The organism is Pedococcus sp. P2_E2 (genome assembly GCF_056403955.1).
The window spans coordinates 733372-756609 of record NZ_JBFUEM010000001.1 but is presented as its reverse complement, the minus strand read 5'-3'; the positions used below and the strand labels follow the sequence as shown (position 1 = coordinate 756609).

General features: G+C 69.8%; 18 protein-coding genes. 10 read left to right on the top strand and 8 right to left on the bottom strand.

Going from position 1 to position 23238, the window contains the following annotated elements:
* The first annotated feature begins 57 nt into the window (after positions 1–57).
* Both AC1DWR_RS03550 and AC1DWR_RS03545 read left to right on the top strand, forming a co-directional pair.
* Entirely contained in the window at positions 58–822 is a 765-nt protein-coding gene (locus tag AC1DWR_RS03550; RefSeq protein WP_477613136.1) for a 3-hydroxybutyrate dehydrogenase, read from the top strand.
* A 28-nt stretch (positions 823–850) separates the two neighbouring features.
* On the top strand, positions 851–2713 hold the full coding sequence (locus tag AC1DWR_RS03545; protein WP_477613137.1) for a helix-turn-helix domain-containing protein: 1863 nt from the start codon (positions 851–853) through the stop codon (positions 2711–2713).
* On the opposite strand, the gene dxs is transcribed toward AC1DWR_RS03545, so the two are convergent.
* Positions 2685–4553, bottom strand: a complete 1869-nt coding sequence (gene dxs / locus AC1DWR_RS03540; RefSeq protein WP_477623664.1) for a 1-deoxy-D-xylulose-5-phosphate synthase — start codon at positions 4551–4553, stop codon at positions 2685–2687. The two genes, AC1DWR_RS03545 and dxs, sit on opposite strands and share 29 nt — an antisense overlap.
* A 66-nt stretch (positions 4554–4619) precedes the next feature.
* Complete coding sequence (locus AC1DWR_RS03535) at positions 4620–6713, bottom strand: amylo-alpha-1,6-glucosidase (RefSeq protein ID WP_477623663.1); 2094 nt, start codon at positions 6711–6713, stop codon at positions 4620–4622.
* A 187-nt stretch (positions 6714–6900) separates the two neighbouring features.
* Here AC1DWR_RS03535 and AC1DWR_RS03530 point away from each other — a divergent pair, with 187 nt between their 5' ends.
* The 4 genes from AC1DWR_RS03530 to AC1DWR_RS03515 all read left to right on the top strand — a co-directional run bounded on the left by AC1DWR_RS03530 (position 6901) and on the right by AC1DWR_RS03515 (position 11333).
* Positions 6901–7989 (top strand): LacI family DNA-binding transcriptional regulator, encoded by a 1089-nt coding sequence (locus tag AC1DWR_RS03530; protein ID WP_477623662.1) that lies wholly within the window; start codon positions 6901–6903, stop codon positions 7987–7989.
* Positions 7986–9230 (top strand): sugar ABC transporter substrate-binding protein, encoded by a 1245-nt coding sequence (locus AC1DWR_RS03525; RefSeq protein ID WP_477613141.1) that lies wholly within the window; start codon positions 7986–7988, stop codon positions 9228–9230. The genes AC1DWR_RS03530 and AC1DWR_RS03525 overlap by 4 nt, the downstream gene beginning before the upstream one ends.
* A 97-nt stretch (positions 9231–9327) precedes the next feature.
* Entirely contained in the window at positions 9328–10482 is a 1155-nt protein-coding gene (locus AC1DWR_RS03520) for a carbohydrate ABC transporter permease (protein ID WP_477613142.1), read from the top strand.
* On the top strand, positions 10479–11333 hold the full coding sequence (locus AC1DWR_RS03515) for a carbohydrate ABC transporter permease (RefSeq protein ID WP_477613143.1): 855 nt from the start codon (positions 10479–10481) through the stop codon (positions 11331–11333). The genes AC1DWR_RS03520 and AC1DWR_RS03515 overlap by 4 nt, the downstream gene beginning before the upstream one ends.
* A 144-nt stretch (positions 11334–11477) precedes the next feature.
* Here the strand turns inward: AC1DWR_RS03515 and AC1DWR_RS03510 are convergent, their stop codons facing one another.
* The 3 genes from AC1DWR_RS03510 to AC1DWR_RS03500 all read right to left on the bottom strand — a co-directional run bounded on the left by AC1DWR_RS03510 (position 11478) and on the right by AC1DWR_RS03500 (position 13791).
* The gene (locus AC1DWR_RS03510; RefSeq protein ID WP_477613144.1) at positions 11478–11771 is read right to left on the bottom strand and encodes a hypothetical protein; all 294 of its coding nucleotides are present in this window, start codon (positions 11769–11771) and stop codon (positions 11478–11480) included.
* A gap of 271 nt (positions 11772–12042) precedes the next feature.
* Positions 12043–12327 (bottom strand): TfoX/Sxy family protein, encoded by a 285-nt coding sequence (locus tag AC1DWR_RS03505; RefSeq protein WP_477613430.1) that lies wholly within the window; start codon positions 12325–12327, stop codon positions 12043–12045.
* Between the two features lie 84 nt (positions 12328–12411).
* Positions 12412–13791 carry a hypothetical protein gene (locus AC1DWR_RS03500; RefSeq protein ID WP_477623661.1) on the bottom strand — a complete coding sequence of 460 codons (1380 nt, stop codon included), beginning with the start codon at positions 13789–13791 and terminating at the stop codon, positions 12412–12414.
* A 578-nt stretch (positions 13792–14369) separates the two neighbouring features.
* Here AC1DWR_RS03500 and AC1DWR_RS03495 point away from each other — a divergent pair.
* Both AC1DWR_RS03495 and AC1DWR_RS03490 read left to right on the top strand, forming a co-directional pair.
* Complete coding sequence (locus AC1DWR_RS03495) at positions 14370–14657, top strand: hypothetical protein (RefSeq protein WP_477613146.1); 288 nt, start codon at positions 14370–14372, stop codon at positions 14655–14657.
* A 138-nt stretch (positions 14658–14795) separates the two neighbouring features.
* On the top strand, positions 14796–15368 hold the full coding sequence (locus tag AC1DWR_RS03490; RefSeq protein WP_477623660.1) for a DinB family protein: 573 nt from the start codon (positions 14796–14798) through the stop codon (positions 15366–15368).
* A 90-nt stretch (positions 15369–15458) separates the two neighbouring features.
* Here AC1DWR_RS03490 and acnA read toward each other — a convergent pair whose 3' ends face one another.
* The 3 genes from acnA to AC1DWR_RS03475 all read right to left on the bottom strand — a co-directional run bounded on the left by acnA (position 15459) and on the right by AC1DWR_RS03475 (position 21769).
* Entirely contained in the window at positions 15459–18266 is a 2808-nt protein-coding gene (acnA, locus tag AC1DWR_RS03485; protein WP_477623659.1) for an aconitate hydratase AcnA, read from the bottom strand.
* A gap of 174 nt (positions 18267–18440) precedes the next feature.
* Complete coding sequence (locus AC1DWR_RS03480) at positions 18441–19739, bottom strand: class I SAM-dependent RNA methyltransferase (RefSeq protein WP_477623658.1); 1299 nt, start codon at positions 19737–19739, stop codon at positions 18441–18443.
* Positions 19736–21769, bottom strand: a complete 2034-nt coding sequence (locus AC1DWR_RS03475) for an APC family permease (protein WP_477613150.1) — start codon at positions 21767–21769, stop codon at positions 19736–19738. Before AC1DWR_RS03475 ends, AC1DWR_RS03480 begins: the two co-directional genes overlap by 4 nt.
* 55 nt (positions 21770–21824) lie before the next feature.
* On the opposite strand from AC1DWR_RS03475, the gene AC1DWR_RS03470 reads away from it, so the two are divergent.
* Complete coding sequence (locus AC1DWR_RS03470; RefSeq protein ID WP_477613151.1) at positions 21825–22493, top strand: potassium channel family protein; 669 nt, start codon at positions 21825–21827, stop codon at positions 22491–22493.
* Between the two features lie 26 nt (positions 22494–22519).
* Positions 22520–23203, top strand: a complete 684-nt coding sequence (locus AC1DWR_RS03465; protein ID WP_477613152.1) for a potassium channel family protein — start codon at positions 22520–22522, stop codon at positions 23201–23203.
* Positions 23204–23238 lie beyond the last annotated feature (35 nt).

The following is a 23238-nucleotide window of genomic DNA, read 5'->3' as shown; positions in this document are numbered from 1 at the left end:
GGAACTGTGGCCTGCCACCACATGCTCGCGTGCTGACGGCCGACCTAGTCTCGCCTGATGCCGACGACGCCAGCGCTGCTCGACCTGTCCGGACGCACCGCGTTGGTGACCGGCGCCGCGAGCGGTATCGGGGCGGCCTGCGTGGAGCGGCTCGTTGCCGCCAAGGCGAGCGTGTATGCCGTGGACCTCGACGCCGAGGGCCTGACGAGGTTCGCCGGTGTCGGGGCTGTGGAGACCATTCCCGTCGACCTCGCCGACCTCGATGTGGTCGAGGGGCTGCCCGGCACGATCGACATCCTCGTCAACAACGCCGGCATCCAGCATGTCGCTCCGATCCAGGAGTTCCCCGTCGACACGTGGGACCTGATCATCCGGCTGATGCTGACCTCGCCGTTCCGGCTGACCCGGCGCGTGCTCCCGCACATGTACGCGCAGGGCTGGGGCCGGGTCGTCAACGTGTCGAGCGTGCACGGGCTACGCGCCAGCCCCTACAAGGCGGCCTACGTGAGTGCCAAGCACGGGCTCGAGGGGCTTTCCAAGGTCACGGCGCTCGAGGGCGCCGAGCACGGAGTCACGAGCAACTGCGTGAACCCGGCCTATGTGCGGACCCCGCTGGTCGAGAAGCAGATCGCCGACCAGGCTCGCTCGCACGGCATCACCGAAGACGACGTGATCGGCAGGGTGATGCTCGAGCCCGTGGCCGTCAAGCGGCTCGTCGAGGCGGACGAGGTAGCCGAGCTCGTCGCCTTCCTCTGTGGCCCGGCCGCGGACTCGGTGTCCGGTTCGTCGTTCTCGATGGACGGCGGCTGGACCGCCCACTGAGGGGGTCCGGCGCCTAGGATCCGTGACGATGGACGCCCACGACCACTCCCCCGCGATGAGGCTGCTGCGCCTGCTCGCGGAGGGGGCGCCCGCGTCGGAGCTCGAGGCCCTCGGCCAGGACGCGGACGAGGCCGGAGAGTCAGGCGAGTCGGGGGAGGCACGTGAGCTGGCCCTTCGAGTGCGCGCCGCGTTCGACTCCCGCCGTCGTCGGGAGGCCGAGCTGACCGGCCTCGTGGAAACCGCTCGCGACCTCGCCGCCCTGCGCGACCCCAGCGGCATCCTCGAGGCGATCGTGCGCCGGGCGCGTGCCCTGCTGGGCACCGACGTCGCGTACCTCACGCTCTTTGACCCCGAGGCCGGTGACACCTTCATGCGCGCGACCGACGGGTCGGTGAGCGCGGAGTTCCAGGAGGTCCGCCTCTCGCTGGGCGACGGCCTCGGCGGACTCGTCGCCTCGACGCGCAAGCCCTACTGGAGCGCGGACTACCTCCACGACCACAGGTTCCAGCACACGGGCACCATCGACAGCGCCGTCGGCGACGAGGGCCTGGTGTCGATCTGTGGCACACCGCTGGTGGTGGAGGACGAGTTCGTGGGCGTGCTGTTCGCCGCGAACCGCTCGCCCCGCCCGTTCTCGCCCGACCAGGTCGCCCTCCTCGGGTCCTTGGCGGCTCTGGCCGCCGTCTCGATCGTGCAGACCCGTAGCGCCGAGGAAGTCCGCCGGCACACCGCAGGTGTCGAGCGGGCCGCCGCGGCGCACGACCGGTTCGCCGAGCTGGTGCTGGCCGGAGGAGGGGTCGACGACATCACGAAGGCGCTGGGCGACCTGCTCGGCGGCTGGGTGGTGCTACTCAACTCCGAGGGCGAGACCCTGAGCAGCCATGGCCCTGCCCCGTTGCCCGAGGACGGTGCCGGCGCGGCGCTCGCGCGCTCGTCGGTCGTCCGTGAGACGGAGGCCTCGGGTCGGCTGGCGCACGACGCCCTCAGCGACCAGTGGGCGATCGTCGTCAAGGCTCCACAGACCCCGTTGGGCATCCTCGTCCTCGGCGGGGTCGGGGTGCTCGACGACGCAGACCGGCGGACGGTCGAGCGGGCCTCGGTCGTCAGCGCGCTGGTCCTGCTGTTCGAGCGCACCGCTGCCGAGGCCGAGCAACGAGTTCGCACCGACCTCGTGGCCGACCTACTCAGTGGTCGTGGCGATCCCACCTCGCTGGCGAGTCGCGCCCGTGCCCAGGGAGTCGACCCGTTCGCCGCCCACGCCGTGCTGGTGGCACACGCGGACGCAGACACCTCCCGTCGCACTCTCCTGCTGGCCGCCCACGCGGCGGCGGGCCACGGATCAGTGGTCGGCGAGCACGATGGACACGTGGTCGCGCTGCTCCCGTCGGACGACCCGCACCAGTCCGCCGCCGAGCTCGCCCGCCGGCTCAGCCGCCTGGCGACCGTGACCGTCGGCGCAGCGGGACCGACGACGCTGACCGAGGATGTCCCAGCCATCTGGCGCGAGGCGGTCCGCACCGTCTCGGCGCTGGTCTCCCTCGGGCTCGCGGGCACCGGTGCCAGTGCCGACCACCTGGGCTTCGCCGGACTCGTCGTGGGTTCGGCCCCGGACATCGGCGGCTACGTCCGCCAGCACCTGGGGCCGCTGCTCGACTACGACGCCCGTCGCGGGTCCGAGCTCGTGAAGACCCTGCAGGCCTACTTCGACGCCGGCGGCAGCCCTCGACACGCAGCCACCGACCTGCACGTGCACGTCAATACCGTCAGCCAGCGGCTGGAACGCATCTCCGCGCTCCTCGGACCGCACTGGCAGCGCCCCGACGACGCACTCGAGCTCCAGCTGGCACTGCGCCTGATGCGGCTCAGCGCAGGCGCGACGCCAAGGACGTAGCCACCGCGTCCGCGGTGAGCCCGACCTCTTCCAGCAGCTGCCCGCGTGAGGCGTGGTCGAGGAAGCGCTTGGGTATGCCGTGCACGTGCACCGGGACGTCGACGCCCGCGTCACGCAGCGCCAGCGTCACCGCAGCGCCCACTCCACCGCTGACGAGGTTGTCCTCCACGACGGCGACAGCTCCAGCCCGGCGAGCCATCGCCACGAGGTCGTCGCTGACGGGCAACACCCAACGCGGGTCCACTGCGGTGACCGAATGTCCCTGCGCCTCGAGCTTTCCCGCGATCTCGACCGCCATGGCGGCAAACGCACCCACGCCGACGAGCAGGAGGTCGCACGTCTGGGCCGAGGTCTCGTGGAGCACGTCCACCACCCCTTCCTGACGCACGGCCGCCACAGCGGGACCCACGTCGCCCTTGGGAAAACGGATCACCGTCGGACCATCCGTGACGTCGATCGCCTCGCGGAGCTGGCGCTTGACCTGGTCACCGTCACGAGGAGCAGCCAGTCGAAGGCCAGGGACGACCGAGGCGATGGTCATGTCCCACATGCCGTTGTGGGAGGCGCCGTCGCTGCCGGTGATCCCGGCGCGGTCGAGGACGAACGTGACGCCCGCCCGGTGCAGGGCGCAGTCCATGAGCAGCTGGTCGAAGGCCCGGTTGAGGAAGGTGGCGTAGACCGCCACGACCGGATGCAGGCCGGCATACGCGAGGCCGCTCGCCATGGTGACGGCGTGCTGCTCGGCGATTCCGACGTCGAAGACGCGATCGGGGTAGGCGGCGGCGAAGCCGTCGAGGCCGACGGGGATGAGCATCGCGGCGGTGAGCGCGACGACGTCCTTGCGCTCGCTCCCGATGGCTACCATCTCGTCGTTGAACTCGTCGGTCCAGATCCTCCCGCTCACCTCGAACGGCAGTCCCGTCTCGGGGTTGAACTTGCCGATGGCGTGCCACTGGTCGCCCTCGTGCTGACGCGCCGGGTCGTAGCCGCGGCCCTTCTCGGTGATGACGTGGACGAGCACCGGGCCACCGAAGGCCCGCGCCCTCCGCAGGGCGGACTCGACGGCCTGCTCGTCGTGGCCGTCGACGGGACCGAGGTACTTGAGGCCGAGGTCCTCGAACATCCCCTGCGGGGCGACGATGTCCTTGATCCCCTTCTTCACGCCGTGGAGGGTCTCGTACATGGCTCCCCCCACGACCGGCGTGCGGCTCAGCGTGTTCTTGCCCCAGTCGAGGAAGCGCTCGTAGCCGCGGGTCGTGCGCAGGGTGGCGAGGTGGTCGGCCAGCCCGCCGATCGTCGGAGCGTAGGACCGCTCGTTGTCGTTGACGACGATGGTGAGTGGCAGGTCCTTGTCTGCGGCGATGTTGTTCATCGCCTCCCAGGCCATCCCGCCCGTGAGCGCCCCGTCGCCGATCACGGCGACGGTATGCCGCCCGTGCTCGCCGCGCAGCCGCCTCGCCTTCGCGATGCCGTCGGCCCAGGACAGTGCGGTGGAGGCGTGCGAGTTCTCGACGACATCGTGCTCGGACTCGGCGCGACTGGGGTAGCCGGACAGGCCGCCCTGCTTCTTGAGCTTGCTGAAGTCATGACGACCCGTGAGCAGCTTGTGGACGTAGGACTGGTGGCCCGTGTCGAAGACGATGGCGTCCCGGGGGCTGTCGAAGACCCGGTGCAGTGCGATCGTCAGCTCGACGACACCGAGGTTGGGACCGAGGTGGCCACCGGTCTTCGAGACCGACTCGACCAGGAAGTCCCGGATCTCCTGGGCGAGGCCGGGGAGCTGGGCAGGCTTCAACGCCTTGAGATCGGCCGGGCCGTTGATGGTCTCGAGCAGTCCCACGCGCACCGTCCTTTCTGTTTGCGGTCGACACAGGGGGTCCTCTGTCTGCAGGGGAACCGCCCGAGTCTATGCGCCCTGCCTGATCTCGACCTCCTGCGGCACCCCGGTCACCTGGACCTCGCCGTCACGCGTCACCGTGACCGTGAACCCGGCCCCGCCCAGCCGCAGTCCCTCGACGTGCAGCGCGCCGAACGCGGTGGGCCGGATCGGGTCGACGTGCAGGACACCGGCGGGCAGGTCTGCGCGAAGTCCCAGGGCCACGGTGAGGACGGCGCCCGCCGAGGCCGCCGACCACGCCTGCGGACGGCATGAAGCAGGGTAGGGCGACGGCCGGCCCAGCATGGGCAGCCCGGAGTAGAGCTCGGGCCAGCGGTAGTCGAAGGCCTCGCCCGAGGCCACGAGTGCGTGGACGACGCGAGCGGCCTCTGTTTGGAGGCCCTCGCGGGCCAGTCCGAGCGCGACGATCGCGGAGTCGTGGGTCCACACCGAGCCCGTGTGGTAGCCGATCGGGTTGAACCCGCCGTTCCCGGTGCCCAGGGTGCGCACCCCGAAGGTGTCGAGCAGCTCAGGGCCCGTGACGGTCGCGCCCACGGCGGTGGCTTCGGCCCGGTCGAGCGCACCGGTGCCCAGCGCGTGGCCCATGTTGGAGCCGAGCCCGTCGACGGGCTTTCCCGAGCCGTCCAGCGCCATGGCCAGGTATCGCCCGGCGTCGCCGTCCACCCAGAAGGCAGCCCGGACCCGGTCGCGCAGGGCCTGTGCCTCGGCGCGGGCCCGGTCGCCACCCGTCTCAGCCAGCGCGTCGAGGAGGTTGGCGGCGCCGAGGAGGGCCTCCACGGCATACGCCTGCGCCTCGACGAGGGCGATCGGGGCCTCGGCCACGCGACCGTCACGCATCCGCATCGAGTCGCCGGAGTCCTTCCACCCCTGGTTGGCCAGGCCGTGGCCCGTGGTGTCGAGGTACTTGAGGAAGCCGTCGTCGTCGGGCTGTCCGTCTCCGGTCAGCCAGGTCAGGGCTGCCCGGAGGTTCGGCAGGAGCGCCCGCACCTGCGTCTCCGGCAAGCCCCAACGCCAGGCCTCGACGAGGAGGGTCACCCAGAGCGCGGTCGCGTCGACGGTGCCGTAGTAGAGGGGCGGGAGGGACAGGTCACCCTTGCGCGGTGACCCCACGTATGCCGTGCGCCGCACCTCGTGCGCGATCTTGCCGGGCTGCTCGGCGGAGTCGGCGTCGTAGCCCTTCCCCTGACGGCGGGCCAGGGCACGCAAGGTGCCGGCCGCGAGCTCGGTGCCGAACGGAAGCATCATCCGCGCGGTCCAGATCGAGTCGCGACCGAAAAGCGTGAGGTACCAGGGCGATCCGGCAGCAGCGAAGACATCGGTCGGGTCGAGCGGGTCCCGCAGCAGGAGGTGCCTGAGGTCGTCGACCGACTGGGTGACGAGCGGGCCGAGGCGCGGGTCGTCGGCAACGACACGGATGGCGTCCCAGTGCACCCCATCACTGCCGGGGTCGGCGTCGAACTCCGAGGCGGCCGTCCGGCTCGGGGTGATGGTGACACGGAACAGCTGGCTCTCCCCCGGCTCCACCGCGACCTGGTGTTCGACGACAGCCCGGTCGGGAGCGAGCTCGAGCGAGTCGGGCGCGGGGTGGAAGTCGACCGTCGTGAGGTGACGCGGGGTGGTGAAGGTGACGACACCGTTTCCCGCGCCCGGGGGCGCGACGGGACGGACCGCGGGGGCGTCGACGGCGCCGTACTTCACCTGGGCGATGGAAACCCCGTCGGACCCGAGCTCGAGCCGCAGCGCCGCTCGGACTGTCTGGGCGGCACGCGAAGTGACGGTGATGTCTTCACGCATGGCGCCGTCGGCGAGGGTGCGCACACGGCGGACCTCGACGGTGGGGTCCGCGCCCACGTCGCCGAGCCCCCGGGCGGCGCCGAAGAACTCAGCGACGGCTCCGCCTGCCCCTGCGGCCACCGCGCTGGGGGCTTCGCCGGACACGGTCAGCTCGAGGCGCGAGAGCACCCGGACGTCGTCGACGAACAGGCCGTGGCCCGAGTCGGGACGCAGGTCGCCATCCGCCGCCGACAGCGCCGTCGCGTTGCCGTGGACGATGATCGACACGTCGTGCAGCCACGGTTGGCGTGGCGTCTGCTCGGTGTTCAAGCGGTCCTCACTCTCCGGACGAGCCGTGCGTGGGTCGCCACGATCATGCCGCCATGATCTCTGGTCCTTTCGCCGGGGTCCCTTGACGACGATCCCGTCGTGGGCCATTCTCAGACTAGTTTGAACGTTCAAATCGGGCCACCTCACCACAACGTGGCGCAGAACGAACACGGGCAAGGGAGCGGATGTGGCAGGTGGTTCCGGGCAGTCCCGCGAGCGAGCGACGATCATCGACGTCGCCGCTGCCGCCGGGGTCTCGCGCCAGACCGTCAGCAACACCCTCAACAACCCGGACCGGGTGGCCCCCGACACGTTGCGCAGGGTGCACCGCGAGATCGAGCGACTCGGGTTCTCGCCCAACGCTGCGGCCCAGCAGCTGCGCCGACGCAAGGCGTCTGCCTACGGCTTCGAGGTCAACCCCTCGGGTGTCGGCCGGATGGGGCACATCCTCGACGGCTTCCTGGTCGAGCTCACCGTCGCGGCGCCGGGTCACAGCAGCCACCTCGTGACCTTCGCCCCCGACCTGTCGGACCTCCTGGACGGCTACGACCAGATCCTGTCCACCGGCCTCGTCGACGGCTTCGTCCTCGGTGACACCCGGCACGGTGACCCACGGCCGGCCTGGCTCCTCGCGAACGACGTGCCCTTCGTGACCTTCGGCAGGATCTGGGACGACCCCGAGATGGGCCGCTGGGTGGACGTCGACGGCCGAGCCGGCATGGAGCTGGCGGTCGAGCACCTCGTCGCCCAGGGCTACACCTCCATCGCCTACCTGGGGTGGCCCGACGGGTCCCCGGTCGGCGACGACCGGCGCCGAGGGTGGCTCTCCGGGTTGGCCGACGCCGGGCTCGCGGGCAGCGCCATCGCCGAGGAGGCCGTGCAGGAGCTCACCGCGGCGACCGTCGCAGCGGAGCGGCTCCTCGACCGCCTGCCCTCGGGAGGCGCCATCCTCTGCGCCTCCGACCTCCTCGCACTCGGGGCGCTGCGCGCCGTCCGCAACCACGGGCTCGAGCCGGGCCGCGACATCGGTGTCGTCGGCTTCGACGACAGCGACGTCGCCGAAGCCCTGCAGCTGACCAGCCTGCGCCAGCCGCTGCAGGACGCGGCCGCCCATGCGTGGCGGATCGTCCAGGCCAAGGGCACCGACCTCTCCCTGACCGCGCTGCTCGCACCGACCCTCACCGTCCGGGCGAGCACCACCCCCACCGGTTTCCCACCCCCCACACCGTCCCCCACTCGGGTGGACGGCACACGTATCCCTGAGGAGCAGCAATGAGGCGCACCCCATTTCTTGCCGTCGCCGCGACGGCCACCACCATGCTGGCGATGAGCGCCTGCGGCGGAGGCGGCGGCTTCAGCAGCGGCTCGGCCACGCAGAACACCAAGAAGGGCCCGGTGCACCTGACCGTGATGATCGGCAGCTCCGGTGACGCCGAGACGACCGCGGTCAAGGCGGCGACAGCAGCGTGGGCGTCCAAGTCCGGCAACACCGTCGAGGTCATCGCCGCCTCCGACCTCGGCCAGCAGCTCGGTCAGGCGTTCGCCAGCTCGAGTCCGCCCGACGTCTTCTACACCGACGCGTCCAAGATCGGCACCTACGCCAAGGCCGGCAACCTCTTCCCCTACGGCGACCAGGTCAAGGATGCCGGCTTCGTCGACTCGCTGGTGAAGTCATTCACCTACGACAACAAGTTCTACTGCGCCCCCAAGGACTCCTCGACCCTGGCGCTGGAGATCAACACCGACATGTGGAAGGCCGCTGGGCTCACCGACGCCGACTACCCCAAGGACTGGGCGGGCCTGGAGTCCGTTGCCACGAAGCTGACCAAGGGCAACGTCACCGGTCTGGTCATCGGCAACGACATCAACCGCTCCGGCGCCTTCATGAAGCAGGCCGGGGGCTGGGTCGTGACCGACGGCAAGATGAGCGCCGACGCGGCTGGCAACCTCCAGGGCCTCCAGGAGGTCCAGAAGATGATGAAGGCGGGCGTCCTCAAGTTCAACACGCAGACCAAGCCGGCCGCCGGCTGGGGCGGGGAGGCCTTCGGCAAGGGCCTTGCTGCCATGACGATGGAGGGCAACTGGATCGCGGGTGGCATGAAGGACTACCCGAAGATCAAGTACACGACCGTCGAGCTGCCGGCCGGCCCGGCTGGCAAGGGCACGCTGACGTTCACCAACTGCTGGGGCGTCGCAGCCAAGTCCCCCAACCAGACCGCCGCCGTCGACCTGGTCAAGAGTCTCATCACGCCCGACCAGCAGATGAAGTTCGCGGACGCCTTCGGCGTCATGCCGTCGACGACGCAGGGCCTGCAGCAGTTCGCCACGAAGTACCCGGACAGCAAGGCGTTCGTCGACGGCGCGGCATACGGTCAGGGCCCGGTCAACCTGGCTGGTCTCGATGACGTCATGTCGAAGTTCAACAGCCAGCTGGGGACCATGACCGGTACCTCCGGCGACCCGAAGGCCTGGCTGAGCGACCTCCAGAAGAACGGCAGCTCGGCGCTCGGAGGCTGAGCAGCCACGTCCAGGGGTGGTGTGCGAAGCCCCGTCTTCGCACGCCACCCGCTCCGCCCATCACGCGCGCCCCATGCACCACGGACAAGGAGGACCCATGTCCCTGATCGGCGAACCACGCGCTGAGGCCGGCCAGGAGGCCCTGGCCGCCCCAACGGCTGCGGTCACCACGAAGCCCCCGAAACCCACGCGCCGCGGCAGCAGCGGGCTGCGCGGACGCGAGGGGATCGCCGGGTGGTTGTTCGTCAGCCCGATGATCGTCATCCTCGGGTTGTTCCTGGTGATCCCCATCGTGATGGCGCTCTGGGTCAGCCTCACCAACTGGAACGGCTCGGTGGACCCGTTCCACACGGGCCCCGGAGCCGAGTTCGTCGGCGCCAAGAACTACACGGACCTGATCGCCAAGGACGGCCTGACCCGGTCCAACTTCATGCAGTCGATCGGCAACACCTTCTGGTACGTCCTGTTCGTGGTCCCGCTGCAGACGGTGCTCGCCCTCGGGCTGGCGCTGCTGGTCAACAACCGGCTGCTCAAGGCCAGGAGCTTCTTCCGGACCGCGTTCTACTTCCCGTCAGTCACGAGCTCGATCGCGATCTCGACGGTCTTCCTCTTCCTGTTCTCGAGCACGGGCGCGGTCAACTCGCTCCTTGGCGCGCTGGGCCTGGGCCAGCCGAACTGGTTCACCGACGACCGGGGCCTCGTCCGCCTGCTGTTCAACACGGTCGGGGTGGACAACCCCGGCTGGGGACAGCACGAGGTCCTCGGCCGCTCCATCTGGGACTGGGTGTCCGGGCCGTCCGTGGCCCTCACCGTGATCATCATCCTGGTCGTGTGGACCACGTCCGGGACGTTCATGCTGATGTTCATCGCCTCCCTGCAGGACCTGCCGGTCGAGGTCGACGAGGCCGCGGCGCTCGACGGCGCCACCGGCTGGCAGAAGCTCAGGCACGTCACCATCCCCATGATCAAGCCGGCACTGTTCCTGGTGCTCACCCTGGGTCTCATCGGCACCTGGCAGGTGTTCGACCAGATCTACGTCATGGGCGCCGGCGCACCCAACGGCACGACCCTGACGCCGGCCTTCCTGAGCTACCAGCAGAGCTTCAAGAACTTCAAGTACGGCTCGGGTGCCGCGATGGCGTTCGTGGTCTTCGTGATCATCGTCGTCCTCACCTCGCTGCAGCGCCGGGCACTGACCGACAAGGACGAGCGCAGACCCCTCCTCGGGCGACGGAAGAAGGTCGGTCGATGAGCTCCCGCACCAGCCCCGCCAAGCAGGCGCTCCTGTACGCCGCCGTCGTGCTGTTCGCGGTGTTCTTCATCTACCCGTTCTTCATCCAGATCGCGACGTCGTTCAAGTCCGACCCCGACGCGGCAGCCAACCCGTTGTCCCTCATCCCCAACCCGTTCGACCTGCATGCCTGGAAGAACATCTTCGGCCAGGGCGCGGCACACGTCCCCGCGACCACGTGGATCAAGAACTCGGTCCTCATCGCGGTCGTGGTGACGGGCGCCCGCGTCTTCCTCGACAGCTTGGCCGGGTATGCCCTGTCACGACTGCAGTTTCGCGGTCGCGGCTTCGTCTTCGCCGCGCTGCTGGCCGTGATGGCGGTTCCGGGCGTGGCACTGCTCATCCCCAAGTTCCTCATGGTGAACTACCTGGGCATCTACGACACCTACACCGCCATGATCCTGCCCCTCATCGTGGATGGCGCCGGCGTCTTCATCATGAAGCAGTTCTTCGACTCGGTCCCCATCTCGATCGAGGAGGCCGCCCGGATGGATGGCGCCAGCATCTTCCGGACGTTCTGGTCGGTGGTGCTCCCCATGGCGCGTCCGGCCCTCATCACCCTGACCATCCTGTCGTTCCAGGGCTCGTGGAACGAGTTCTCGCACTTCCTCGTGGTCACCCGTGGGACACCGGATCACATGACTCTGGTCACGGGCCTGGCCAGCCTCACGAGCGGCCAGCTCGGGGCCGGGACGCAGTACCCACTGAAATTGGCGGCAGCGCTGCTCACCACCATCCCGGTGGCTATCCTGTTCTTCTCCTTGCAGCGCTACTTCGTGCGTGGCGCGAACGAGGGGGGCGTCAAGGGCTGAGGCCCACGAGTGGAGCCAGTCGCACGGACCCGGACGGGCTCCAATCCCCAGTACCCCGGCTGGGCGCGCGTGCACCCCCGTCCCGCGCGCCCAGTCGGCCTGACTGAACCAGCACGGGTATGCCGGCGTCGCGTTCGGCTCACCTCACAGCCGCGGCACGTAGCGCTTTCCCTGCAAGGCGTCGTAGACCAGTCCCGCGCTGCGTCGAGCCGCGAGGAGGCGGACGCCCTCCGCCTCGAGGTCGGCCAGCACCTGCGCCAGACCATCGGTCGTCAGGTGGTCCCCGAGCTCGACCCGCACCTCCCGATAGGCCTGACGCATCGCCACCAGCTGCGCATCGATGTGCCGGGTCGTCACCCAGGCCAGGGCGACGGGCTGACGACGCCACCCGGCATACAGGCGGTACTCGGACGGGCAGAAGTCCAACAGCCACGACACCGCCGGCACCTGCCAGCCAGTCGACTCCGGCGGCGGAACCAGCGGGGGCCAACCCGGCGGCACCGCCGCACTGGGCCCCTTCTGGACCTGCGGACCCGGGCTGAGTCGGCGGCCCGGGTCAGGAGCGCGGCGGGCTGACGTGGGCATCCACGACCGCACATGATTCGAACATGTGTTCGAGTATAGGCGATGGCCGAGGCGACAGACAGGCATCTCACCGAACAGCGCCGCGGGACGTGCCCCGTTGGCCGCCCTGGCAACGCGGTCCGGCTCAGCCGCGCTCGGCGCGAGGCGGGGCGGCGAACGCACGGTCAGCCTGCGCGCTGACCTCACGGCGCCGCTCGAGCGGGACATCACGCCAGTCGACACCGAGCAGGGCCGCGTCCAACGACCACAACAGCATCGTGTGCCGCGGAGCGCCCGCGTGGACCGCCCTGAGGTAGGCCTCGACGGGACCCAGCCGATCGAGCTCGTCGGGCGTCTCGATGCCCGCCGCGAGCAGCATCGCCTCACTCGCCGGCCCGAGGTTGGGCAGGTCGCGCAGGCGTTGAGGCATCACCTCGCCAGTCTGGAGCGCGACCCCCGGCAGGGGGAAGGGACGGACCGCGACGCGCGCGCGGTCCGTCCGTTCCCGCCGACGTCACGTCAGGGCGACGAGACGCCGACTGGTGATCCGCGAGGCAGTTCCGACGAGGAGCAGCAGCAGGGCAAGCAACAGCAGTGCCCAGCTGTCACCACCAGTCATAGCCAGGGAGGGCGCCGCCTTCGCGGCCGAGAACAGCGAGGGCAGCGCCGACGCGGCCGGAGGGTCTACGGAGGCGGCGCCCCCGCTGTCGCCGGCGCCGGTGGCACCACCGGGCGGGAGCTCACCACCGGTGGAGGTGCCGGGGTCGCCCGGGGCGCCGGGACCCGACCCACCGGGAGTCACCGGGCTCGTGCTGGTGCTCCCGGTCGTGCTGGCGTTACCCAGCACCGACACGGCATTGCCGCTCGCGGATACCGGAGCCGCCGCCGGAGCGGTGACCTGGTTACCACCACCGGTCGCGTCCTGACCCGAGGTCGAGTCACCCGCCGCGGTCCCACCGGAGGAACCGGCCGACGAACCGGCCGGAGCCGACGCCGTCGAGCCCGAGGACGAGGAGTCCCCCAGCACCGACACGGCATTGCCGCTCGCGGATACCGGAGCCGCCGCCGGAGCAGTCACCTGGTTACCACCACCGGTCGCGTCCTGACCCGAGGTCGAGTCACCCGCCGGGGTCCCACCGGACGAACCGGCCGACGAACCGGCCGGAGCCGACGCCGACCCCGAGGACGAGGAGTCCCCCAGCACCGACACGGCATTACCGCTCGCGGACGCCGGAGCCGCCGCCGGAGCGGTGACCTGGTTGCCACCACCGGTCGCGCTCTGACCCGAGGTCGAGTCACCGGCCGTGGTCCCACCGGACGAACCGGCCGGAGCCGACGCCGTCGAGCCCGAGGACGAGGAGTCCCCCAGCACCGACACGGCATTGCCGCTCGCGGATACCGGAGCCGCCGCCGGAGCGGTGATCTGGTTGCCACCACCGGTCGCGCTCTGACCCGAGGTCGAGTCACCGGCCGCGGTGCCACCGGACGAACCGGCCGACGAACCGGCCGGAGCCGACGCCGTCGAGCCCGAGGACGAGGAGTCCCCCAGCACCGACACGGCATTGCCGCTCGCGGATACCGGAGCCGCCGCCGGAGCGGTGATCTGGTTGCCACCACCGGTCGCGTCCTGACCCGACGTGGTGTCAGATCCCGAGCCGGCAGGAGCCGACGTCGCGGACGACGCCGAACCGGAGCTTGCCGAGTCGCCGACCACCGAGATCGAGTTGCCCGTCGGTGTGACGGGGGCGAAGACGGACGTTGCCGCTTGGTTGCCACCCAGAGCGCTGTCAGCGCCCGTGGTGCTGTCATCGGCCGAGGCTTGTCCTGCGAAGAACAGGATGCCGCCCCCGACCACGAGGGCTACTTCGAGCCCTCGACGCAGATATGCATGCATGGTCATTCCTTCCTGATCGTGCTGTGTCGCCCGCGAGGCGGGCATGGCTCGTGAGCGCCTGCTGGGAGGCGCCGGAGCAGCATCAATCAGGTCGAGAGCCGGGCTGAGCCGGCAGTCCCCGAGGGGCTCGCCAGTCGGACGCGCTGGATCCCCTCGGGGTGAAGGCGGGAAGAACGATGGCTGAGTCGATCGAGGCAAGCTCCTCCGACGAGGTTCCGCCACCCGGGTTGGGTGCCGAGCTGGTCGGGGGCATCGGAGACTGCGGTGCCGGGAATGGCCCGGGCGGTTCAGATGGTTCGGGACCGGTAGACAGTGGCGTCGCGCCTATGGCCACGATGGCGGACCGCACTCCCGTGCCTGTCGTCTTCGAGTCGAACGAAGCCAGGGCCAGCCCGCGAGGAACGGTTGCGGGACGGGTGGGAGACGGTCGATTCCCTTGCGTTGCAGGCGAATCCGCAGCCTGGATCGCCACTTCTGGATCCGGGACGTGAAACACAGGTAGCTTCTTGGGCAACGGAGCCTTCGACAGGTCGGGCAGTGGCACGTCCACGAGTGGATCTCGCCCCACGACGGGAACCGTGTCCGACACCGTCACCACAGCGTCGGCGACGACCACCACAGGTGCCTCGAGCGCCGGGACGGCTGCGCCAACGGCTTTCAGCGACTGTGCGGCGGCGTCCACCCTGTCCGAGGTCGTGCTCACCGGCTTCTCCACCGAGGCGATGAGCGCAGCTGCCGAGGCGGGTGCGGGACGCTCAGCAGCGTCGGCCCGCACGGAGGAGAACAGGACCCAGGCGAGGCACAAGAAGGCAGCGCAGACGAACAGCCTCAACAGGCTGCTGATGCGCCCCGTCCCCCGCATGTAGTCGTCCCCAAGCTCCCCGGCTCAAGGTGTCTACCTGATTTCAGTGGATCATGGCTCACCGGGCTCCGCAACCAGGGGCACCCTCGTGACGCCGGAATTGAGGTCAGGAACTGACCGCATCCCGCCCTAGCCTGAACTCATGAGCCAGACAACAGAGACCCTTCCCACCGCCCCCTCGTCGAACGCAGGTTCGGGAGAACGCGCCGACCTGCTGGAGGCGCTGCGCAAGCATCGTGGCTTCCTCCGCTTCGCCGTCAAGGAGCTCACCGACGACCAGGCGCGCACCCGGACGACCGTCAGCGAGCTCACCCTGGGCGGGCTCGTCAAGCACGTCGCCGACGTCGAGGCGCAGTGGGCGACCTTCATGGTCGAGGGCAGCGGCTCGGCGCCGGAGATCGACTGGGCGTCGATCGACTGGGCGAACCCGCCGGCCGAGGTGGCCGCCTTCGCGGACTCCCACCGAATGCTCGACGGTGAGACGCTCGCCGGTGAGCTCGCCCGGTACGAGGAGGTTGCCCGTCACACCGACGAGCTCGTCCTGACGCTCGACCTGGACACGGTCCACGAGCTGCCCAAGGCCCCGTGGTTCGAGCCGGGGGCGACCTGGTCGGTTCGCCGGACCGTGCTGCACATCCTGGCCGAGACGTCGCAGCATGCCGGCCACGCAGACATCATCCGTGAGTCCCTCGACGGCCAGAAGACGATGGGCTGACCAACGACGAGGCCCCGGTCACCACGATGGTGACCGGGGCCTCGACGGCGCTCACGCGGCATACCGAAAACGGTTGCAGCGCAGCGGGACTCAGCTGTTGACGAGCGACCGCAGGACGTACTGCAGGATGCCACCGTTGCGGTAGTAGTCGGCCTCACCGGGGGTGTCGATGCGAACGACCGCGTCGAACTCCACCGGGTCGGCGCCTTCGCGGACGGCGGAGACCTTCACGGTCTTGGGTGTCCGGCCCTCGTTGAGCTCGGTGATGCCCGAGATCGAGATCGTCTCCGTGCCGTCCAGGCCGAGCGAGTCCGCGGACTGCCCCGCCGGGTACTGCAGCGGGATCACGCCCATGCCGATCAGGTTGGAGCGGTGGATGCGCTCGTAGGACTCGGCGATGACAGCGCGCACGCCCAGCAGGCGGGTGCCCTTGGCAGCCCAGTCCCGTGACGAGCCCGAGCCGTACTCCTTCCCCGACAGGATGACCAGCGGCACACCCGCTGCCTGGTAGGCGGCCGAGGCGTCGTAGATCGTCGTCTGCTCGCCCGCCTTCGCGGAGGCAGTGTCGACGAAGGTCTTCGTGAAGCCGCCCTCGACGCCGTCCAGCAGGAGGTTCTTGAGCCGGATGTTGGCGAACGTGCCGCGGATCATCACCTCGTGGTTGCCGCGTCGTGAGCCGTAGGAGTTGAAGTCCTTGCGGTCGACGCCGTGCTCGGCGAGGTAGGTCCCGGCGGGACTGTCGGCCTTGATCGAACCGGCCGGGCTGATGTGGTCGGTCGTGACCGAGTCGCCCAGCTTCGCCAGCACCCGTGCATCCGAGATGTCCGAGACCGGCGTGGTCTCCATGGTCATGCCGTCGAAGTACGGGGGCTTGCGCACGTAGGTCGAGTCGTCGGCCCAGTCGAAGGTCTTGCCCTCGGGCGTCGGCAGCGACGTCCAGCGCTCGTCGCCGGCGAACACGTCGGCGTAGTCGCTGGTGAACATCTCCTTGTTGATGCTCTCGGTGATGGTCCGCTCCACGTCGTCCGGTGTCGGCCACAGGTCCTTGAGGAAGACATCGGTGCCGTCGGTGTCCTGGCCCAGCGGCTCGGCGTCGAAGTCGAAGTCCATCGTCCCGGCGAGGGCGTAGGCGATGACCAGCGGCGGCGACGCGAGATAGTTCATCTTCACGTCCGGGTTGATCCGGCCCTCGAAGTTGCGGTTGCCCGAGAGCACCGAGACCACGGCCAGGTCGTTCTCGTTGATGGCCGCGGAGATCTCGTCCGAGAGGGGCCCGGAGTTTCCGATGCAGGTGGTGCAGCCGTAGCCGACGAGGTGGAAGCCGAGCTTCTCGAGGTAGGGCCACATGCCGGCCTTCTCGTAGTAGTCCGAGACGACCTTGGAGCCCGGTGCCATCGACGTCTTGACCCACGGCGCCACGGTCAGCCCGCGGTCCACGGCGTTCTTGGCGAGCATTGCCGCAGCCATCATGACCGACGGGTTGGAGGTGTTGGTGCAGCTCGTGATCGAGGCGATCGAGACGATGCCGTGGTCGATCTCGAACGTGGCTCCCTCTGCCGAGGTGACGCTCACCCTCTTGGTGGGTCGACCCGCGCCGTCACCTTCGTAGGCCGGCTTGTCGCCACCGTTGGTGCCGTCGGTGCTGCCCTGCGGCGAGGGGTCGCTCGCGGGGAAGCTGGTGGCCGCACCGGCGTCGCCCTCGTGGTGCGCGACGTAGGTGGGAAGCACCTTGCGGAAGGCGTCCTTGGCGTCGGTGAGCGCGATGCGGTCCTGCGGGCGCTTCGGGCCGGCGATCGAGGGGACCACCGTCGAGAGGTCGAGCTCGAGCCGCTCGGAGTAGCGCGCCTCGGGCTGGTCGGGCCCGGCGTGCAGCCACATGCCCTGCTCCTTGGCGTAGGCCTCCACGAGCGCCACCGACTCGTCGGAACGGCCGGTGAGGCGCAGGTACTCCAGGGTCACGTCGTCGATCGGGAAGATCGCACACGTCGAGCCGAACTCGGGGCTCATGTTGCCGATCGTGGCGCGGTTGGCCAGTGGCACGGCCGAAACGCCTTCGCCGTAGAACTCGACGAACTTGCCGACGACGCCGTGCGCGCGCAGCTGCTCGGTGATGGTCAGGACCACGTCGGTCGCGGTCGCACCGGCGGGGATGGACCCGGACAGCTTGAAGCCGACGACGCGCGGGATGAGCATCGAGACGGGCTGGCCGAGCATGGCCGCCTCGGCCTCGATCCCACCGACGCCCCAGCCGAGCACCCCGAGCCCGTTGACCATGGTGGTGTGCGAGTCGGTGCCGACGCAGGTGTCGGGGTAGGCCACACCGTCGCGGACCATCACCGTGCGCGCGAGGTGCTCGATGTTGACCTGGTGGACGATGCCGGTGCCGGGCGGCACGACCTTGAAGTCCTCGAACGCCGTCTGGCCCCAGCGCAGGAACTGGTACCGCTCGCCGTTGCGCTGGTACTCGATCTCCACGTTGCGCTCGAAGGCGTCGGCGCGGCCGAAGACGTCGATGATGACCGAGTGGTCGATGACCATCTCGGCCGGGCTCAGGGGGTTGATCTTGGCCGGGTCGCCGCCGAGGTCGGCCACTGCCTCGCGCATGGTGGCCAGGTCGACGATGCAGGGCACCCCCGTGAAGTCCTGCATGAGGACGCGGGCGGGGGTGAACTGGATCTCGGTGTCGGGTTCGGCGCTCTCGTCCCAGGCGCCGAGGGCCCGGATGTGGTCCGCGGTGATGTTGGCACCGTCCTCGGTGCGCAGGAGGTTCTCCAGCAGCACCTTCAGGCTGTACGGGAGGGTCTCGCTGCCCTCGACCGCGCTCAGTCGGTAGACCTCGTAGGAGTTGTCACCGACCTTCAGCTCACCGTGGGCGTTGAAGCTGTTCGTGCTGGCCACTGCCTGCTCCTTCGATGCTCTGGGATCGTTGCTGTGAGGCTGCACCAGGTCGTGCTCGATGCGCACCCGATTTATCTTGACGTCAAGATATCACGTCGGTCAGGCCTGTGCCTGATCCTGCTCCACGGGCGAGCGCAGCGAAAGTGCAAGCCCGTGCCGGCCGGCTTCCCGGCATCACGCACCGGTCCTCTCGAACAGGGCGATGCACTCGACGTGGTGGGTCATCGGGAAGGCGTCGAAGGCCCGAAGCCCGCCCAGCCGGTACCCCTCCTCCGCGAGGAATGCCGTGTCCCGCGCCAGCGCCGAGGGGTCGCAGGCGACGTAGGCGATCGCCCGGGGCCCCAGAGCCGCCACCTGGGCGGCGACGGCGCGGCCGGCTCCGGTGCGTGGCGGGTCGAGCACGACGAGGTCTGCGCGCAGAGGCAGCAAGGGGTGCCGCCGCAGCTTGCGCGAACGCTGTGCGCGGTTGCGCGCGGGGCCCGACCGGTGCGCCCGTGGCACACCGAACGCGTCGTCCACTCGCGCCCGCACCACGACCACCGACGGGTATGCCGCGAGGTTGCCCGCCGCCGAGGCCACGGCTTCGGTGTCGGACTCCACGGCGACGACCTTGCCCGACTCCCCCACGCGCTCGGCCAGGGCCGCCGCGAAGAGTCCCACCCCGGCATACAGGTCGAGTGCGGTCTCACCCGGCTGGGGGGCGAGCATGTCGGTCACGGTGTCGACGAAAGTCGCGGCCGCCCCTGGGTGGACCTGCCAGAAACCGCGAGCCGACACCTCGAAGCTGCCCGAGAAGCTTTGTGCTGCAACGCGCTCCGTGACGACTGGAGCATCCGCCTCACCGGAGGGGACGGGGACGACGACGGCCTCGCCCTCGGACGGTGCCGCGACGTCGACGGCCACCTCGCCGGACCAGTCCTTGGCCAGCACACCGGTCGCCAGGACGCGGGGGTCCGCGATGAGGCAGGACTCGACGGGAATGACATCGTGGGACCGGCTCCCCCTCAGCCCGGCCCGACCGGCGTCGTCGACGGCGAACTCCACCCGGGTGCGCCACCCGAGTCCGGCATCGTCGCCCGGCAGCGGATCGACGGCCACGTCGACGTCCCGCTTGGCGAGCCGGGAGAACTGCTCTCGGACGACAGCGGTCTTGAGCTCGCGCTGGTAGGAAAGCTCTGCGTGCTGGAAGTCGCAGCCGCCGCACAGTCCCGGCGCGGCATACCGACAGGGCGGGACGACCCGGTGCGGGCTGGCCTCGAGCACCTCGACGCAGTCGGCCCGCACGAAGCGCTGACCCTCGCGCGCCTCGGTGACCTGCGCGTGGACGCGCTCCCCCGGCAACGCGTGACGGACGAACACGACCCGGCCCTCGTGCCTGGCCACGCAGAAGCCGCCATGGGCCACAGGGCCGATGTCGAGCACCACGACGTCGCCGACGGCGAGGGCAGCTGGTGTGGTCGGAGGAGCGCTCACTGGCCGAGTCGGACCGAGCCCGCGGTCGGGCCGTCGAACCGCTCCTCTGCCCCCTGGGAGGAGGCCAGCTGCCACGGGACGCTGGCCACCATGACACCGGGTGTGAAGAGCAGCCGGCCCTTGAGCCGCAGGGCGCTCTGGTTGTGCAGCACCTGCTCGTACCACTTGCCCAGGACGTACTCCGGGATGTAGACGACGACCACGTCCCGCGGATGGCCGGACCGCAGGGACTTGACGTACTCGACGACAGGACGGGTGATCTCGCGATAGGGCGAGTCCAGTGCCTTGAGGGGCACAGGGATGTCGCGGCGGTCCCACTCCTCCTGCAGCGCCTTGGTCTCATCCGGCTCCACGTTGACCGTGATGGCCTCGAGCTTGGACGGCCGGGTGGCGCGGGCGTAGGCGAGCGCGCGCAGGGTGGGCTTGTGGATCTTGGAGACGAGGACGATCGCGTGCACGCGGCTCGGCAGCAGCTGGGCGTCGAGGTCGTCCTCGCTGAGGCGCAGCTCGTCGCGAACCCGCTCGTAGTGCTTGCGGATGCGCAGCATGATGAAGAAGATCACGATCATCGCGGCGATGGCGTAGCCCGCGCCGTGGACGAACTTGGTGAGCAGCACCACGACGAGGACCACCCCGGACATCGTGGCGCCGATCGCGTTGATCACCCTGCTCCGCATCATCTTGCGCCGCTCCGCGCCGTCGCGCTCCAGCCGCAGGTGCCGGTTCCAGTGCCGGATCATGCCCGTCTGGCTGAGGGTGAACGACACGAAGACACCGACGATGTAGAGCTGGATGAGCTTGGTGACCTCGGCGTGGTAGATGACGATGAGCAGCGCGGCGGCACCAGCCAGGATGAGGATGCCGTTGGAGAAGGCCAGCCGGTCGCCGCGGGTGTGCAGCTGGCGGGGCAGGTAGCCGTCCTTGGCGAGGATCGAGCCCAGCACCGGGAAGCCGTTGAAGGCCGTGTTGGCGGCCAGGATGAGGATCAGCCCCGCGACGATCGAGACGATGATCACGCCGGGGTGGAAGCCGGAGAACACCGCCTTGGACACCTGCCCCATGATCGTGTCCTGGACGTAGTCGGCGGGGACTGGCCGACCGTCCGGCTTCAGCAGCTGCGTGTGGGGGTCCTCGGCGAACTTGATGCCGGTCCACTTCGCCAGGACGAGCATCGACATCAACATGGTGATCGAGACCAGCCCCATCAGCAGCAGCGTGGTCGCGGCGTTCCGGGACTTGGGCTTCTTGAAGGCCGGAACGCCGTTGGAGATCGCCTCGACACCCGTGAGCGCCGCACAGCCCGAGGAGAAGGCCCTCAGGAGCAGGAACATCATGGCGAAGCTGCCCAGCGACGCGAAGCCCTTCTCCGGGGCGAGGGTCAGGCTGGCGCTCTCGGCTTGGGGCAGCGTCCCGCCGACCTCCCGGACCAGCCCGACGACGCCCATTCCGAGGACGCTCGCCATGAAGGCGTAGACCGGGATGGCGAACGCCTTGCCCGACTCGCGAACCCCACGCAGGTTCATGGCCGTCAGCAACGCGACCAGGCCGACCGCCACGATCACCTCGTGGCCGCGGATGAACGGCAGCGCGGCCGCGGCGTTCTGGACACCCGAGGAGATCGACACCGCCACCGTCAGCACGTAGTCGACCAGCAGCGCCGCGGCCACCGTCAGACCAGCCTTCGGCCCGAGGTTGGTGGTGGCCACCTCGTAGTCGCCACCACCCGAGGGGTAGGCGTGGACGTTCTGTCGGTAGGACGCGACCACGACCAGCATGACGCCGACCACGCACAGCCCGATCTGCCACGAGTGGGTCAGGGCGAGGAAGCCGCCTGCGAGTCCCAGGGTCAGGAAGATCTCGTCCGGCGCGTAGGCGACCGACGACAGCGCGTCGCTCGCGAAGATCGGGAGGGCGAGCCTCTTGGGGAGCAGCGTCTCGCCCAGACGGTCACTGCGCATCGCGCGTCCGACGAGCACGCGCTTGACGACACGTCCAGAGGTGGGCACGGCCAACACTCTAGGGCGCGCCATCCACGGCTGCGCGGCGCCCTGCGGACGCCGGAGGCCGCGGTGTAGCGTCGGCGTCGTGCACTTCGTCATCATGGGCTGCGGCCGAGTGGGCTCCTCCCTCGCGCTCAGCCTCGAGAGCCAGGGCCACGACGTCGCGATCATCGACCAGGAGGAGTCGGCCTTTCGTCGGCTGGGGTCCGCCTTCGAGGGTCGCAGGGTCACCGGCGTGGGGTTCGACCGGGACACCCTCCACGAAGCCGGGATCGCTGACGCCTACGCGTTCGCGGCTGTCTCGAGTGGTGACAACTCCAACATCCTCGCGGCCCGCGTGGCCCGCGAGACCTTCGGTGTCGAGCACGTGGTCGCGCGCATCTACGACCCCGGTCGCGCCGAGGTCTACCAGCGGCTCGGCATACCCACCGTGGCCACGGTGAAGTGGACGGCGGACCAGATGCTGCGCCGGCTGCTTCCCCAGGGACACGTCCCCGAGCTCGTCGACCCCTCCGGCAACGTCGTCATCGCAGAGGTGACGGTCAACCCCGCCTGGGTGGGCCACCGCATCAGTGAGCTCGAGGAGGCCACCGGCAGCCGAGCGGCCTACCTGACGCGGCTGGGTGCCGCGATCCTGCCGGGGACCGACAGCGTCTTCCAGGAGGGAGACCTCCTCCACCTCGCGAGCCTCGCGAGCGAGCTCGCCTCCGTCGAGCGCACCCTTGACTCACCGCCCCTCGTGACCGAGCACTGAGCCAGACCGAGCCGTAAGGAAGAAGCATGCGCGTCGTCATCGCCGGGGCAGGCAGCGTGGGCCGCTCGATCGCCCGCGAGCTCCTCCACAACGGCCACCAGGTGCTCCTCATGGACCGGGAGCGCAAGGACGTCCAGGCAAGCAAGATCCCGGATGCCAACTGGCTCCTCGCCGACGCCTGTGAGATCACGGCCCTGCACGAGGCCGGCCTGGCCGAGTGCGACGTGGTCGTCGCGGCGACCGGTGACGACAAGGTGAACCTCGTGGTCTCCTTGCTGGCCAAGACCGAGTTCGGTGTGCCGCGCACGGTCGCCCGCGTCAACAACCCCAAGAACGAGTGGATGTTCGACGAGGCCTGGGGTGTCGACGTCGCGGTGTCCACCCCACGCCTCATGACCGCGCTCGTCGAGGAGGCCGTCAGCGTCGGTGACCTCGTCCGCATCTTCCAGTTCCAGCAGGGCAAGGCCACGATGGTCGAGCTGACCCTGCCCCCCGAGAGCCCGTATGCCGGCAAGCGGGTCGGTGACGTGGCGTTCCCGGGAGAGACCGTGCTGGTCGGGATCATCCGCGAGGACCACCCCATCGCCCCCAGCAGGGACGACTCGCTCGAGCCGCACGACGAGCTGCTGTTCATCTCGACGCCCGAGTTCGAGGACGAGCTCGAGGCGATGCTCAGCCCGGGTCAGCGGGTCCCGCGCGGCGAGGAGTGACCTGAGCCCCCGCGCTCGGTCGCCCGGGTGCTCGG